This window comes from Stenotrophomonas sp. NPDC077421 (genome assembly GCF_049545505.1).
Lineage (GTDB): Bacteria > Pseudomonadota > Gammaproteobacteria > Xanthomonadales > Xanthomonadaceae > Stenotrophomonas > Stenotrophomonas nematodicola.
This window is the reverse complement of sequence record NZ_JBMWDP010000056.1, coordinates 1-15,208: the sequence shown is the minus strand read 5'-3', so window position 1 is coordinate 15,208 and position 15,208 is coordinate 1. Positions and strand designations below refer to the sequence as shown.

Sequence of the window (15,208 nt, the reverse complement as noted above, 5' to 3'; positions counted from 1 at the left end):
AGGTCGACCGCCCGGGCTCGCGTCCGGACTGGGTGATCGACCAGGTCTTCGACCTGTTCGACAAGCTCGGCGCCACCAATGAGCAGCTCGACTTCCCGATCGTCTACGCCTCGGCCCTGAACGGCTACGCCGGCCTGGAAGACACCGTGCGCGACGGCGACATGACCCCGCTGTACGAAGCGATCATGCAGCACGCGCCGAAGCCGGAAGTGGACCCGGAAGGTCCGTTCCAGATGCGCATCAGCCAGCTGGACTACAACAACTTCGTGGGCGTGATCGGCATCGGCCGCGTGCAGCGCGGCACCCTGAAGAAGAACATGCAGGTCGCCGTGATCGACCGCGAAGGCAAGAAGCGCAACGGCAAGGTCGCGCAGGTGCTGGGCTTCCTGGGCCTGGAGCGCATCGAGCAGGACACCGCCGAAGCCGGTGACATCGTCGCCATCTCCGGCATCCCGGAGCTGACCATCTCCGACACCCTGTGCCACCCGGACACCCCGGAAGCGCTGCCGGCGCTGACCGTCGACGAGCCGACCATCTCGATGACCTTCCAGGTCAACAACTCGCCGTTCGCCGGCAACAAGGATCTGTCCGGTGGCAAGTTCCTGACCAGCCGCCAGATCAAGGACCGCCTGGACCGCGAACAGGTCCACAACGTGGCCCTGAAGGTTGAACAGCTGGAAGACGCCGACAAGTTCCTGGTCTCCGGCCGTGGCGAACTGCACCTGTCGGTGCTGATCGAAAACATGCGTCGTGAAGGCTACGAACTGGCCGTCTCGCGTCCGGAAGTGATCATCAAGCAGATCGATGGCCAGGCTATGGAGCCGATCGAACAGCTCGTGGTGGACGTGGAAGAAGTGCACCAGGGCGGCGTGATGGAAAAGCTGGGTACCCGCAAGGGCCAGCTCAAGAACATGGAGCCGGACGGCAAGGGCCGTGTGCGCCTGGAATACATGATCCCGGCCCGTGGCCTGATCGGTTTCCAGAACGAGTTCAAGACCCTGACCCAGGGCTCGGGCCTGCTGTTCCACGTGTTCGATCATTACGGCCCGAAGGAACAGGGCGCCATCGCCAAGCGCCAGAACGGCGTGATGATCGCCAATGCGCCGGGCGCCACCCCCGCTTACTCGCTGGGGCCGCTGCAGGAGCGCGGCAAGCTGTTCGCCGCTGAAGGCGACAACGTGTACGAAGGCCAGCTGATCGGTATCCACTCCAAGGACAACGACCTGACCGTCAATGCGATCAAGACCAAGCCGCTGACCAACATGCGCGCTTCGGGCAAGGACGATGCGATCCAGCTGACCCCGGCAATCAAATACTCGCTGGAGCAGGCCCTGGACTTCATCGAGGACGACGAGCTGGTCGAGATCACCCCGAAGGAGATCCGCCTGCGCAAGAAGTTCCTGACCGAAAGCGACCGCAAGAAGGCCTCGCGCGGCGGTTGATCGGACCCTGTCGTGACCGACACGCCCTATAACCCGGATCCGCACAGGCATCCGGGTCTCCATGTGATCGCCTTGCTGGAAGCCAGCAAGGCGGCACTGGCGCTGCTGGCGGCCACCGGACTGGAGATTCTCGGTCCGCAGCCGCTTCGCGATGCGGTCAATGCCCTGATCCGGCGTTTCAGTCTGGACCCGGATCACGGCACCCTGCCCTCGCTGCTCAACATGATCAGCCCCGATGCCGTCCACCTCGCCGCCGCGGCGATGGTCGCCTACGGTGTGCTGCACCTTTTCGAGGCCTGGGGTCTCTGGCGTGCCAAAGCCTGGGCATCCTGGCTGGGCTGCGTCACCGCCGGCATCTATCTCCCATTCGATGTCTACGCCATCATCCGCCACCCTGGCTGGGCCTCGTGGTCGGTGCTGGTGATCAATCTGATCGTGGTCGGTGTGCTCGCCCGCGATATCCGCAAGCGGCATGGCGGCCCCCCGGCACAGGCCTGAGTTGCCAAGCGGTACGGCCGCTGGTTAGCCTGTCGGCCGGTTTCCGGGACGCACCGATGCGCCTGTCGCTGACACCCCTGCTGATCGTCTGCACCCTGATGGGGTGCACGCCCGCGCCCCTGCCGGCGCACGCACGCGATGCCGCCACGCCCTCCGCCCCCGCGGCCCCCTTCCCGTACGCCGAAACCGGCATCGCCGACCTGCAGTCACGCATGGCCGCCGGCGAACTGGACAGCGTCACCCTGACCCGCGCGTACCTGGAACGCATCGCCCGCCTGGATCGCGCCGGCCCACGCCTGCGCGCGGTGATCGAACTCAACCCTGATGCGCTCAAGGACGCCGCCCAGCTCGACGCCGAACGGCGTGCCGGTCAGCTGCGCGGCCCCCTGCACGGCATTCCGGTCCTGCTCAAGGACAACATCGGCGCCACCCCGATGAGCACCACCGCCGGCTCGCTCGCCCTGGAGGGGTTCCGCCCCGACGATGCGTTCCTGGTGGGGCGCCTGCGCGGTGCCGGCGCCCTGATCCTGGGCAAGACCAACCTCAGCGAGTGGGCCAACTTCCGCTCCACCCGGTCCATTTCCGGCTGGAGCGCACGTGGCGGACAGACCCGCAACCCCTATCGCCTCAGCCACAACCCCTGCGGCTCCAGCAGCGGCAGCGCGGTCGCTGTGGCCGCCAACCTCGCCTCGGCCGCGGTCGGCACCGAAACCGACGGCAGCATCGTCTGCCCCGCCGCCATCAACGGCGTCGTCGGCCTGAAGCCGACCGTGGGCCTGGTCAGCCGCGAAGGCATCATCCCGATCTCCTTCAGCCAGGACACCGCCGGCCCGATGACCCGCAGCGTGGCCGACGCCGCCGCGCTGCTCACCGCAATGGCCGGGCGCGACGATGCCGATCCGGCGACCGCGACCATGCCCGGCCGCGCGGTGTACGACTACACCTCGCGACTGAATCCGGACGGCCTGCGTGGCGCACGCATCGGCGTGCTGTACACCGGGCTGGAAAAGCGCCCCGGCATCGGCCCGGCGCTGGACCACGCCATTGCGATCCTGCGCGAGGCCGGCGCGGTCGTTGTGCCGGCCAGCCTGCCCACGCAGGGCCAGTGGCAGGACGCGGAACGGACGGTGCTGCTGCACGAGTTCAAGGCCGGCCTGCAGCGCTACTTCACCACCTACAAGGCACCGGTGCGCAGCCTCGACGAGGTCATTGCCTGGAACCGCGAGCACGCCGGCAGGGAAATGAGCCTGTTCGGCCAGGAAATCATGGAACTGGCCAACACCACCGACGGCCTGGGGACGCCCGAGTACATCCGCGCCCGCAGCGACGCACGCCGCCTGGCCGGTCCGGAGGGGATCGATGCCGCGCTGCACGCGCAGCAGCTCGATGCCCTGATCGCCCCCACCACCGGTGTGGCCTGGCCGATCCGCGATGGCCACGGCGACGATTTTCCGGGCGAGAGCTACAGCGCCGCCGCCGTGGCCGGCTACCCGAGCCTGACCGTGCCGATGGCGCATGTCGACGGCCTGCCGCTGGGGCTGCTGTTCATGGGCACAGCGTGGAGCGAGCCACGCCTGATCGAACTGGGCTATGCCTACGAGCAGCGCACCCGGGCACGCCGTCCGCCGCGCTTCAAGACCGACACGCTGCTGCCGCATACGGCACCCCCCTGAGGTACTGCGCGCGCCGCCTGGCGCAGCGCAGGCCGGCTGGCCGCTCCTGTATGCCTGGGCTACCGGGATGGCGCGCATCCATACGCCAGCCTGCCGGCGGCTGGCTCTACGGGCCGTCTTCGGCGCCGGGCGAACGCACGCCGTCCAGCGGCTGCGCGTCCGGCCGCTGCGGCGGATCGGGCTGCCGGAGCAGCTCGGCGCGGGTGCGAGGCAACGCCTGTGGGTGCTCGCGGGCAATGAAGTCCAGCATCCGTTCACGCACCAGGCAGCGCAGGTCGAACGCATCGCCGGAGTTGCGCGCACTGACCAGCAGACGCACCTGCACGGTGTGCTCCGACGTCTCGGTGACCTGGGTGACGCACACCCGCCCATCCCAGAGCGGCTCGGCATGGCAGATCCGTTCCAGCTCGGCGCGGATCGCGTTGATCGGCGCCCGATAGTCGAGCCACAGGAAAGCCGTCCCCAGCAGGTCCGCGCTGCGCCGGGTCCAGTTCTGGAACGGGTGCTCGATGAACCACGTCAGCGGCACCACCATGCGCCGCTCATCCCAGATCCGGACCACCACGTAGCTGCTGCCGATCTCCTCGACCCGGCCCCATTCGCCCTCCACGATCACCACGTCGTCCAGGCGGATCGGCTGGGTCAAGGCGATCTGCAGCCCGGCGATCAGATTGCCGAATACCGGCTTGGCGGCGATACCGGCGACCAGCCCGATGATGCCCGCCGAGGCCAGCAGCGCCGTGCCGATCTGGCGCACCATCGGGAAGGTCAACAGGATCAGCGATACCCCGACCAGGATGATCGCCCCCATCAGCACACGGCTGAGCACGCGGGTCTGGGTCTGGATGCGGCGGGCCTCCAGATTGTCCGCCACTTCCATCGGGTGGTCGCGCAGGATGGCCTGCTCGCCGGCCGCGACCGCCCGCACCAGGCACCAGATCACGCAGGCGGTCAGCCCGATGTGCAGCAGCCGCAGCGACTGATCGAGCCAGCGCCCCTGCAGCGGCGTGGCTTCCAGCGCAGGAATCAGCAGCAGCAGGGGCAAGGCGAACGCCAGCGGGCGGCTGAACACCCGCGCGATCCGCGCGCGCCGCCGCTCGCTGCCTTTCAGGCGACGCGTCAGCGCCATCAGCAACCACCACCCGACCACACCGACCGCCAGCGCGATCGCCACCGGCCATAGATACGCCGCTGCCACCTGCCAATCCACTGTCACCGCACGCTCCCGTGATCCCGTCTGGACGACCACAGAATGCCGGTGCGGCGATGACCGCGATGTCGCCCGGATGTCAGCCGGGCGTGGACGCCGCCGTCAGGCGACGTGGTGCTCCTGCTTGCGCACGATCGCCATCGCAATTTCCAGCGACTGCTCGTAGTTCAACCGCGGGTCCACCGAAGAGCGGTAGGCACGCTCCAGGTCACGCTCGGTCAGCTCCCGCGCGCCGCCTGTGCATTCGGTCACGTCCTCACCGGTCAGCTCCAGATGCACGCCGCCCAGACGCGTGCCGGCGGCAGCGTGCAGGTCGAACGACATCTCCACCTCGCTGCGCACATTGTCGAAGCGACGCGTCTTGAAGCCATTGCTGGTGCTTTCGGTATTGCCATGCATCGCATCGCACACCCACAGCACGCGCCGGCCGTCGCGCTTGACCGCCTGCAGCAGCGGCGGCAGCTTCTCGGCGATCTGCGCCGCCCCCATGCGATGGATGAAGCTCAGGCACCCCGGTTCGTCGTGCGGGTTGAGCACGTCGATCAGACGCAGCAGCTGATCCGGCTGCACCGACGGCCCCACCTTGATCGCGATCGGGTTGCGCACACCACGCAGGTACTCCACGTGCGCCCCGTCCAGCGCGGCCGTACGCATGCCGATCCACGGATAGTGCGTGCTCAGGTTCAACCAGCCCTGCTGGCGCGGCACCTGGCGGGTCAGCGCCTGCTCGTAGGGCAGCAGCAGCGCCTCGTGCGAGGTGTAGAAATCGATCCGGTTGAGGTTGTGCACCTGCGACCCGGCCAGTGTCTCCATGAAGCGCACCGCATCGCCGATCGACGCCACCATCTTCTGGTAGTCACCGGCCAGCGGCGAATGCCGGACCCACTCCAGGTTCCAGTATTCGGGGTGGTGCAGGTCGGCGAAGCCACCGTCGATCAGCGCCCGCACGAAGTTCATGGTCATCGCCGAGTGCGCATGCGCCTGCAGCATCCGCCGCGGGTCCGGCAGCCGCGCCGCCTCGGTGAACTCCGGCGCATTGATCACATCGCCGCGGTAGCTGGGCAATGTGACCCCATCGCGCGTTTCGGTATCGGCCGAGCGCGGCTTGGCGTACTGCCCGGCAAAGCGCCCCACCCGCGTCACCGGCTTGCGCAGCCCATGCACCAGCACCAGGCTCATCTGCAGCAGCACCTTGAGCCGGTTGGAAATGGTGGTGGACTCGCAGTCGCTGAAGTTCTCGGCACAGTCGCCGCCCTGCAGCAGGAAGCGCTTGCCCTCCTGGGCCTCGGCGAGCTGCTGCTTCAGCGCCAGGATTTCCCACGACGTGACCAACGGTGGCAGGCGCTTGAGCTCATGCAACGCCGCATCCAGCGCCACCGGATCGGGATAGGTCGGCATCTGCAGGGCCGGCCTGCCGCGCCAGCTCTCCGGCGACCAGTCGGTCGGCAGCATGGCGGGGGCAGTGGCGGGGTCGGCAGCATTCATCGGTATATCCAGTGGGGGGTAGAGCAATCAGGGGAATCAGCTACGTCGCGCGGGGCGACGGAATGAGGCGAACAACGCCCAGGCAGCGAGCAGCACGAACCACACCAGGCTCCACATCGGCATGGTCAGCCCCAGGAACTGCCAATCGATATTGCCGCAGTCACCGGTACCGGTCAGCACGGTGCGGAACACTTCCAGCGGTCCCATCGTCTCGCTGAGAAAGGCCAGCGGCGGGCCGCAGCTCGACCCCATGTCCTTGGGCAGCAGCTGCACATAGACATGGCGCCCGGCAATGCCGATTCCCACCGCGGCGGCAATGAAGGCCAGGACGCCGTACGTCGCGCGCCCCGCGCGCTCACGAGGGCCATGCAACGCCCCGATCAGGAACAGCAGACCCAGCGCGGCAAACGCCAGCCGCTGGAAGATGCACAGCGGGCACGGCTCAAGGCCGATCTTGAGCTGCAGGAAGATCGCGTAGGCGAGCAGGCCAACGCAGACCAGAAAGCCCAGCAGGAACTGGGCACGGTAACTCCAACGCAGTGGATTCATTGCCAACACTCGTGAACGTCCAGACGCCAAGATTAACAGGCCCTCACGCCCCTCTGCCGCCGACCATCGGCCCAGCCGACCAGACAGCGTGTTCCGGATGGAAGCCAGACGCCAACCACCACGCGTCGCTGCAGGTCAGCGCCCCGGGACGCCAGACGCCCAACGGGGGACGTTGCTTCCGTCTTCAGCACCCGAAAACGGAAAAACCCGGCACGAGGCCGGGTTCTTCACCGAATAACGGGTGTTGCGCGTCGATTACTCTTCGACGGCTTCAGCCACGGCCGGACGGTCCACCAGTTCCACGTAGGCCATCGGCGCGTTGTCGCCAGCGCGGAAGCCGCACTTCAGCAGACGCAGGTAGCCACCCGGACGGGTCGCGTAGCGCGGGCCCAGGATGGTGAACAGGTTGCCGACGGCTTCCTGGTCGCGCAGACGGGCGAAGGCCAGACGGCGGTTGGCGACGGAGTCGACCTTGGCCAGGGTGATCAGCGGCTCGGCGACGCGGCGCAGTTCCTTGGCCTTCGGCAGGGTGGTCTTGATCAGCTCGTGCTTGAACAGCGACGCGGCCATGTTCTTGAACATTGCTTCGCGATGGGCGCTGGTACGGTTGAACTTGCGACCGGATTTCATATGACGCATGACGGTGATTCCTGAAGTGAATGTTGGATCGGTTGGGTTTCGCTGTCGCCTTCCCGGCGTTGCTGCTTGGACTGCGGATGGTCCGGTGCCGGCCCTCCTGGCCGACCGTCACCGCAGGCTATGGGCCTGTCGATGCGAGGTGTTGCGGGTGAAGCCCCCGCACCCGAAGGTGCGGGGTCAAGCATCTTGCGTAGCGCTGGATCAGCCGAGCATGCCGTGCTGGGCGACACCGGCCGGCGGCCAGTTCTCCAGCTTCATGCCGAGCGAAAGACCGCGCTGTGCGAGGACTTCCTTGATCTCGGTCAGCGACTTCTTGCCGAGGTTCGGGGTCTTGAGCAGTTCCACTTCGGTCTTCTGGATCAGATCGCCGATGTAGTAAATGCTCTCTGCCTTCAGGCAGTTGGCCGAACGCACGGTCAGTTCCAGGTCGTCGATCGGGCGCAGCAGCACCGGATCCACGCCGTTGTTGGCCGGCTTGGCCGCACCGCGGTCGCGGTGGGTGAAGTCACCGAACACCGACAGCTGATCGCTGAGGATGTCGGCGGCGGTGCGCACGGCTTCCTCGGCATCGATCGTGCCGTTGGTTTCGATATCCAGGACCAGCTTGTCCAGGTCGGTACGCTGTTCGACGCGGGCCGCTTCCACCGAATAGGCGACGCGACGGACCGGCGAGAACGAGGCGTCCAGGACCAGACGACCGATGGCACGGGTTTCTTCGTCCGGACGACGACGCGCGGCCGCCGGCTGGTAGCCGAAGCCACGCTCGATCTTCAGACGCATATTGATTGCCGTGTCCTTGGTCAGGTGGCAAATGATATGGTCGTTGTTGAGGATCTCGACGTTGTGGTCGACCTTGATATCGGCAGCGGTCACAACACCCGGACCCTGCTTGGACAGCGACAGCGTGGCGCTGTCACCGGTATGCATACGGATGGCCACGTCCTTCAGGTTGAGCAGGACTTCCAGCACGTCCTCCTGCAAGCCTTCGAGCGTGGTGTACTCGTGCAGCACGCCGTCGATCTCGACTTCCGTGATGGCGAAGCCCGGGATGGACGACAGCAGCACGCGACGCAGGGCATTGCCCAGCGTATGCCCGTAACCACGCTCCAAGGGCTCGATAACGACCTTGGCGCGGGTGTCGGTAAGGCGTTCGATCTGCGGACCGCGAGGACGCAGAACCTGGTTGGCGGTAACCGTCATGTTGCGGGTTCTCCTAGTGAATCCCCGGCCGTCGCCGGGGATTCTCCAATGTGAATTACTTCGAATACAACTCGACGATCAGCGCTTCGTTGATATCCGCAGGCAGGTCCGCACGATCCGGCACAGCCTTGAAGATGCCGGCGAACTTGCCGGAATCCACTTCAACCCACGACGGACGCAGGTCGTGCTGGGCGGCAACGGTCAGGGCTTCCTGAACGCGCAGCTGCTTGGCAGCCTTCTCGGACAGAGCGACGGCGTCGCCAGCCTTGACCTGGTACGAAGCCAGGTTGACCGACTTGCCGTTCACGGTGACGCCGCGGTGCGAAACCAGCTGACGCGCAGCCGGACGGGTCACAGCGAAGCCCATGCGATAGACGACGTTGTCCAGACGGGTTTCCAACAGCTGCAGCAGGTTCTCGCCGGTGTTGCCCTTCTTGGTCGAGGCCTTCTTGTAGTAGTTGCGGAACTGACGCTCCAGCAGGCCGTAGATACGCTTGACCTTCTGCTTTTCACGCAGCTGGGTGGCGTAGTCGGACAGCTTGCCCTTGCGGGCGGTCGCGCCGTGCTGGCCGGGCTTCTGCTCCAGCTTGCACTTGGAGTCCAGCGCACGCGCCGGGCTCTTGAGGGAAAGGTCGGCGCCTTCGCGGCGGGCGAGCTTACAGGTAGGACCGATATAACGAGCCATTTCTTATCGCTCCTTTAGACGCGACGCTTCTTCGGCGGACGGCACCCGTTGTGCGGGATAGGCGTCACGTCGATGATGTTGGTGATCTTGTAGCCCACGTTGTTCAGCGAGCGCACGGCCGACTCACGACCCGGACCCGGGCCCTTGATGCGGACTTCCAGGGACTTGACGCCGTAGTCGAGCGCCGCACGGCCGGCCTTCTCGGCAGCCACCTGGGCAGCGAACGGGGTGGACTTGCGCGAACCGCGGAAGCCAGCGCCACCGGAGGTCGCCCACGACAGAGCGTTGCCCTGACGGTCGGTGATGGTCACGATGGTGTTGTTGAAAGAAGCGTGGACGTGGGCAACGCCGTCAGTGACGACGCGCTTGATCTTCTTCTTGGTCTTAGCGACGGGCTTAGCCATTTCTTAGGTCCCTTACTTCCTGATCGCCTTGCGCGGGCCCTTGCGGGTGCGGGCGTTGGTACGGGTGCGCTGGCCACGCAGCGGCAGGCCGCGACGGTGACGCAGACCGCGGTAGCAGCCCAGATCCATCAGGCGCTTGATCGCGATACCGATTTCACGGCGCAGATCGCCTTCCACGATGTACTTGGCCACTTCCGAGCGCAGACGCTCGATTTCCGGCTCCGACAGATCGCGGATCTTGGTGGTCGAGGTCACGCCTGCGGCGTCGCAGACCTTCTTCGAACGGGTACGGCCGATGCCGTAAATGCTTTGCAACCCGACCCAGACGTGCTTCTGGGCTGGCAGGTTGACGCCTGCAATACGCGCCATGACGCGGTTCTCCAGCTGAGTGATGGCCGACAGCGCACCACGGGCGCGCCAATCCGGCAGGATGGATCAAAAAAGTGAACTAGCGATTCTATCAAGGTCTCGGTTTACTTGAAAGCCCGTGAAACCACGAAGGTTTCATGAGCCCGGCATGGGGAGTGTGCCCATGCTCCGGCGCCGGATGTCGTTGACTGCAGAGGTTGCCCTCGCCGCCGCCCGCGCTACTCCCGCGCGGGACCACCACATCTCACCCCCACCCGAGACCGCTGCGGGGGCCGCCCTTCGATTTGGAAGGCCAGGTCCGGGAACCGGAGGGCCTTCGCAACAAGAAGACAAGTGTAACAGGTGAATCAGCCGCGGGCAAAACCGCCGCGGTTGCCGCCCTTCAGGTTGGCCTTCTTCAACAGGCTCTCATACTGGTGCGACATCAGGTGCGCCTGGATCTGGGCAATGAAGTCCATCACCACCACCACCACGATCAGCAGCGAGGTACCACCGAAGTAGAACGACGCGCCGAGCTGGGTCCGCATGATTTCCGGCAGCAGACACACGATCACCAGGTACAGCGAGCCGGCGGCCGTCAGGCGGGTCAGCACGCCGTCGATGTAATCGGCGGTGGCCTTGCCCGGGCGGATGCCCGGAATCAGTGCGCCGGACTTCTTCAGGTTGTCGGCGGTTTCCTGCGAGTTGAACACCAGCGCGGTATAGAAGAACGCGAAACCGGTGATCAGCGCGGCGAAGACGATCATGTGCAGCGGCTCGCCCGGCCCAAGGGCGCTGGCAACCTTCTGCAGCCACGTGGCCGAACTGGCCTGGCCGGACCACATTGCCAGGGTCGTCGGGAACGCCAGGATGCTGGAGGCGAAGATGGCCGGAATCACGCCCGCCATGTTCAGCTTCAGCGGCAGGAACGAGGTCTGGTTCATGTACGCGTTGCGGCCGCCCTGGCGACGTGCATAGTTCACCGTGATGCGGCGCTGGCCGCGTTCGACGAACACCACGAAGTAGGTGAAGGCCAACACCACCAGCACGATCAGCAGCAGGGCGATGAAGCTCATGTTGCCCTCGCGGTAGGCTTCCAGGGTGTGGATGACCGCGCCAGGCAGGCCGGCGACGATGCCGGCGAAGATGATCAGCGACACACCATTGCCGATGCCACGCTCGGTGACCTGCTCACCGACCCACATCAGGAAGATGGTGCCGGCGGTCAGCGCGACCACGGCCGTGAGCACAAAGCCCATGCCAGGCGCGTAGACCACGGGCGCACCGCTCGGGGACAGCTGGTTCTGCAGCGCCAGCGCGATGCTGCCGCCCTGCACCACCGCCAGGAACACGGCGCCGATGCGGGAATACTGGGTGATCTTGCGACGGCCCGATTCGCCTTCCTTCTGCATCGCCTTCAATGCCGGGAAGATATGGACCGCCAGCTGCATCACGATCGATGCCGAAATGTACGGCATGACGTTCAGCGCGAAAATGCTGAAACGGTGCAGGGCGCCGCCCGAGAACATGTTGAACATGTCCACGATGCCGCCGCCCTGCGCCTGCATGAGCGCAAGCATGGCATCGGGATTGACGCCCGGCACCGGCACATAACAGCCGATGCGATAGACAGCCAAAGCCCCGAGGACGAACAGCAGACGCTGGCGAAGTTCCGTGAACTTGCCGAGCCCGCCGCCGAGGTTACCAATGCCAGCTTGCGCCATGTCTTACTCCTGTACGCTGCCGCCGGCAGCTTCGATCGCGGCCTTGGCACCGGCCGTTGCTGCGATGCCCTTCAGGGTGAAGGCCTTGGTCAGGCCGCCCTTCATGACGATCTTGGCCTTCTTGGCCGTGCTCGGGACCAGCTTCGCAGCGCGCAGCGCGGCGAAATCGACCTCACCGGCCTCCAGCTTGTCCAGGTGGTACGACAGGACTTCAGCAGTGTCCTTGGCGATCTTGGAACGGAAACCGACCTTCGGCAGACGACGCTGCATGGGGGTCTGGCCGCCTTCGAAGCCTGCCTTGATCTTGCCGCCACCCTTGCGGGCGAACGAACCCTTGTGACCGCGGCCACAGGTCTTGCCCAGGCCCGAGCCGATACCACGGCCCACGCGGGTGCGCTCTTTGCGCGCGCCCGGTGCCGGGCTCAGTTCATTGAGATGCATGGTCATTGGATTATTCCTCAACCTGGACGAGGTACTGAACCTTGTTGATCAGGCCGCGAACCTGCGGGCTGTCCTTCAGTTCACGCACATCATTGAGCTTGTTCAGGCCCAGCGCACGCACCGACAGGCGGTGACGCGACTGGGTGCCACGCAGGCCACGCACCAGGCGGACCTTCACGGTCTTGGCGGTTTCATTAGCCATGATTGAGATCCTCCACCTTCTTGCCGCGCTTGGCCGCAATGCGGACCGGCGACTGCATGTCGGTCAGGCCCTTCAGCGTGGCGCGAACCAGGTTGATCGGGTTACGCGAACCGACCGCCTTGGCCAGCACGTTCTTCACGCCAACGGCTTCCAGCACGGCGCGCATGGCGCCGCCGGCGATGACACCGGTACCTTCCGAGGCCGGCATCATGAACACGCGGGCTGCGCCGTGGCCGGCCTTCACCGGGTGCCACAGGGTGCCGTTGTTCAGATCGACGGTGGCCAGGTTCTTGCGGGCCTGCTCCATCGACTTCTGGATCGCGACCGGCACTTCGCGCGCCTTGCCGTAACCGAAACCGACCTTGCCTTCGCCATCACCAACCACGGTCAGTGCGGTGAAGGTGAACTGGCGACCGCCCTTGACGGTCTTGCTGACGCGGTTGACCGCGACCAGCTTCTCGATCATGCCGTCGTCGACTTTCTCTTCGCGGTTGCGATCGCGATCGCGACCCCGCGGCTGACGTTCTTCTGCCATGTTGATTCCTTGATTGATTGAGTATGTACGGCTCGGGGCCGCTTATAGCTGTGAGATGAAGCGGTGGATCGAGCGCCCCTGCATAAGAAGGACGTCGCCCGGCGCAACCCGCGCCGGCAGGCAGGCGGAAGCGGGGACATGCCCCGCTTCCTTATCCCTTAGAACTGCAGGCCGCCTTCGCGGGCTGCATCGGCCAGCGCCTTGATGCGGCCGTGGTAGCGGTAGCCCGAGCGGTCGAAAGCGACCTTCTCGATGCCCGCAGCCTTGGCGCGCTCGGCGACCAGCTTGCCAACCTTGGCGGCGGCGTCGCTGTTCTTGCCGTTCTTCAGACCTTCCTTGACGTCGGCCTGGGTGGTGTTGGCAGCTGCCAGCACCTTGGAGCCGTCGGCGGTGAAGACCTGGGCGTACAGGTGCTGACCGGTGCGCAGCACCGACAGACGCGGCACGCCGAGTTCGCGGATGTGTGCACGGGTCGACTTGGCACGACGCAGGCGAGCGATGTTCTTGTTCATTATCTTTTTCCTTGAAAGCTGAGGACCTGAATCAGGCCTTCTTGGCTTCCTTACGAATGATGACTTCGCCGGCGTACTTCACACCCTTGCCCTTGTAGGGCTCCGGCGGGCGGTAACCACGGATTTTGGCGGCAACTTCGCCCACCTGCTGCTTGTCCGTGCCCTGGACCACGATTTCGGTCTGGGTCGGAGTCGACAGGGTGATGCCTTCCGGCGCCACGAACACCACCGGGTGCGAGAAACCGAGCGACAGGTTCAGGTCCTTGCCCTGCATGGCGGCACGGTAACCGACGCCGACCAGCTCGAGCTTGCGCTCGAAGCCTTCGGTGACGCCGTGGACCATGTTGGCCAGGATCGCGCGCACGGTGCCGGTGAGGGCAGTCAGCGACGGATCGTTGGCGGCCAGGTTGGCAACGCCGTTTTCAACGGTGATTTCGACGCCAGCGACCTTCGGCAGCGACAGGGTGCCCTTCGGGCCCTTCACACTGACGGATTCCGGCTGGATGTTCAGTTCAACGCCCTTGGGCAGGTTGACCGGCTTCTTGGCTACGCGGGACATAGTAGTTTCCTTCTCGCCTTAGGCCACGAAGCACAGGACTTCGCCGCCGACGCCCAGCTGGCGCGCCTGCGCATCAGTCATGATGCCCTTGGAGGTGGAGATGATGGAGATGCCCAGGCCATTGAGGACCTTCGGCAGCTCGGACTTGCCGCGGTACTGACGCAGACCCGAACGCGAGAAGCGCTTCAGGGTCTCGATGACCGGCTTGCCTTCGAAATACTTCAGGACGATTTCAAGCTCGGCCTTGTTGTTCTCGGTCTTGGTCACGCGCAGGTCGGTGATGTAGCCTTCGGCCTTCAACACTTCTGCGATTGCAACCTTGATCTTGGAGGACGGTGCCTTCACCGTCTGCTTGCCAACCGCGGCCGCATTCTTGATGCGTACCAGCAGGTCGGCGATGGGATCAGTCATGCTCATAGTCGATACCTTTGAGTGCACCGATATCCGCTTTCGCGAAAATCTTGCTGTGTTCCTGGGAGGGGCCAGTACCCTTCACATAGTGACCGGCGGACCGGCGGCCCGCCCTACCCTCGCCCCTGTGAAAAGGCAAGACGCGGGAGTATACGGCAAAAAGAGCCCGACTTGCGCCGGACTCTTCAATTGGGGACAAACCTGAATGAACCGGTTGGTCCCCCTGCTCCGCACCCTGGGGATGCGAAGCAGGTTCCGGGACGAATCCCTTACCAGCTGGCCTTGCGCAGGCCCGGCACGTCACCACGCATGGTGGCTTCACGCAGCTTGTTGCGGCCGAGGCCGAACTTGCTGTAAACGCCACGCGGGCGGCCGGACAGTTCGCAGCGGTTGCGGTGGCGGCTCGGCGACGAATCGCGCGGCAGCTTCTGCAACTTGACCACGGCGTCAGCCTTTTCGTCGTACGAAGCGGTCGGGCTGGAGATGATCTTCTTCAGCTCTTCACGCTTACCGGCGTACTTGGCGGCCAGCTTGGCACGCTTCAGATCGCGGTTGACCATGGAGGTCTTTGCCATTTCGGATTCCTCGACGTATCAGTTACGGAACGGGAACTTGAACGCTGCGAGCAGCGCCTTCGCTTCCGCGTCGGTCTTGGCGGTGGTGGTGATGGCGATATCCATGCCGCGGATCG

At 65.3% G+C, this 15,208-nt stretch carries 19 protein-coding genes and 1 pseudogene; 3 read left to right on the top strand and 17 right to left on the bottom strand.

The features are described from left to right. From ACPEH1_RS19455 to ACPEH1_RS19445, 3 genes are all read left to right on the top strand, one after another. The coding region (locus ACPEH1_RS19455; RefSeq protein WP_423716236.1) for an EF-Tu/IF-2/RF-3 family GTPase at positions 1-1,442 on the top strand (1,442 nt) is incomplete at its 5' end. Positions 1,443-1,454: 12 nt separating this feature from the next. Further along, complete coding sequence (locus ACPEH1_RS19450; RefSeq protein WP_017355435.1) at positions 1,455-1,940, top strand: DUF2127 domain-containing protein; 486 nt, start codon at positions 1,455-1,457, stop codon at positions 1,938-1,940. 56 nt (positions 1,941-1,996) lie between these two features. Further along, on the top strand, positions 1,997-3,613 hold the full coding sequence (locus ACPEH1_RS19445; RefSeq protein ID WP_313219164.1) for an amidase: 1,617 nt from the start codon (positions 1,997-1,999) through the stop codon (positions 3,611-3,613). Between the two features lie 106 nt (positions 3,614-3,719). Here ACPEH1_RS19445 and ACPEH1_RS19440 read toward each other — a convergent pair whose 3' ends face one another. The 17 genes and pseudogenes from ACPEH1_RS19440 to ACPEH1_RS19360 form a co-directional block, all read right to left on the bottom strand. Beyond that, positions 3,720-4,823, bottom strand: coding sequence for a mechanosensitive ion channel family protein (locus tag ACPEH1_RS19440; protein ID WP_136005650.1), 1,104 nt, complete (start codon positions 4,821-4,823; stop codon positions 3,720-3,722). 102 nt (positions 4,824-4,925) lie between these two features. Then, complete coding sequence (locus ACPEH1_RS19435; RefSeq protein ID WP_423716235.1) at positions 4,926-6,308, bottom strand: class II 3-deoxy-7-phosphoheptulonate synthase; 1,383 nt, start codon at positions 6,306-6,308, stop codon at positions 4,926-4,928. 36 nt (positions 6,309-6,344) lie between these two features. Continuing rightward, complete coding sequence (locus ACPEH1_RS19430; RefSeq protein ID WP_017355431.1) at positions 6,345-6,857, bottom strand: disulfide bond formation protein B; 513 nt, start codon at positions 6,855-6,857, stop codon at positions 6,345-6,347. Positions 6,858-7,112: 255 nt separating this feature from the next. Then, a complete protein-coding gene (gene rplQ, locus ACPEH1_RS19425; RefSeq protein WP_017355430.1) occupies positions 7,113-7,496 on the bottom strand; it encodes a 50S ribosomal protein L17 in 384 nt (127 codons plus the stop codon). Between the two features lie 201 nt (positions 7,497-7,697). Next, positions 7,698-8,696: a DNA-directed RNA polymerase subunit alpha gene (locus tag ACPEH1_RS19420; RefSeq protein ID WP_017355429.1), complete on the bottom strand. Its 999-nt coding sequence runs from the start codon at positions 8,694-8,696 to the stop codon at positions 7,698-7,700. Positions 8,697-8,751: 55 nt separating this feature from the next. Continuing rightward, positions 8,752-9,381: a 30S ribosomal protein S4 gene (gene rpsD / locus ACPEH1_RS19415; protein WP_017355428.1), complete on the bottom strand. Its 630-nt coding sequence runs from the start codon at positions 9,379-9,381 to the stop codon at positions 8,752-8,754. 14 nt (positions 9,382-9,395) lie between these two features. Further along, a complete protein-coding gene (gene rpsK / locus ACPEH1_RS19410) occupies positions 9,396-9,785 on the bottom strand; it encodes a 30S ribosomal protein S11 (protein ID WP_017355427.1) in 390 nt (129 codons plus the stop codon). Between the two features lie 12 nt (positions 9,786-9,797). Continuing rightward, positions 9,798-10,154 (bottom strand): 30S ribosomal protein S13, encoded by a 357-nt coding sequence (rpsM, locus tag ACPEH1_RS19405; RefSeq protein ID WP_017355426.1) that lies wholly within the window; start codon positions 10,152-10,154, stop codon positions 9,798-9,800. Positions 10,155-10,501: 347 nt separating this feature from the next. Then, the gene (gene secY, locus ACPEH1_RS19400) at positions 10,502-11,857 is read right to left on the bottom strand and encodes a preprotein translocase subunit SecY (RefSeq protein ID WP_017355425.1); all 1,356 of its coding nucleotides are present in this window, start codon (positions 11,855-11,857) and stop codon (positions 10,502-10,504) included. A gap of 3 nt (positions 11,858-11,860) precedes the next feature. After that, the gene (gene rplO / locus ACPEH1_RS19395; RefSeq protein ID WP_017355424.1) at positions 11,861-12,304 is read right to left on the bottom strand and encodes a 50S ribosomal protein L15; all 444 of its coding nucleotides are present in this window, start codon (positions 12,302-12,304) and stop codon (positions 11,861-11,863) included. Positions 12,305-12,308: 4 nt separating this feature from the next. After that, positions 12,309-12,500: a 50S ribosomal protein L30 gene (gene rpmD, locus ACPEH1_RS19390; protein WP_017355423.1), complete on the bottom strand. Its 192-nt coding sequence runs from the start codon at positions 12,498-12,500 to the stop codon at positions 12,309-12,311. Then, on the bottom strand, positions 12,493-13,035 hold the full coding sequence (rpsE, locus tag ACPEH1_RS19385; protein WP_017355422.1) for a 30S ribosomal protein S5: 543 nt from the start codon (positions 13,033-13,035) through the stop codon (positions 12,493-12,495). The genes rpmD and rpsE overlap by 8 nt, the downstream gene beginning before the upstream one ends. A 158-nt stretch (positions 13,036-13,193) precedes the next feature. Then, the gene (gene rplR / locus ACPEH1_RS19380; RefSeq protein WP_017355421.1) at positions 13,194-13,547 is read right to left on the bottom strand and encodes a 50S ribosomal protein L18; all 354 of its coding nucleotides are present in this window, start codon (positions 13,545-13,547) and stop codon (positions 13,194-13,196) included. Positions 13,548-13,578: 31 nt separating this feature from the next. Next, entirely contained in the window at positions 13,579-14,106 is a 528-nt protein-coding gene (gene rplF, locus ACPEH1_RS19375; RefSeq protein WP_017355420.1) for a 50S ribosomal protein L6, read from the bottom strand. A gap of 18 nt (positions 14,107-14,124) precedes the next feature. Beyond that, a complete protein-coding gene (rpsH, locus tag ACPEH1_RS19370) occupies positions 14,125-14,523 on the bottom strand; it encodes a 30S ribosomal protein S8 (protein ID WP_017355419.1) in 399 nt (132 codons plus the stop codon). Between the two features lie 263 nt (positions 14,524-14,786). Beyond that, entirely contained in the window at positions 14,787-15,092 is a 306-nt protein-coding gene (gene rpsN, locus ACPEH1_RS19365; RefSeq protein WP_017355418.1) for a 30S ribosomal protein S14, read from the bottom strand. 18 nt (positions 15,093-15,110) lie between these two features. Continuing rightward, positions 15,111-15,208: pseudogene (locus tag ACPEH1_RS19360) on the bottom strand (50S ribosomal protein L5); the annotation flags it as partial.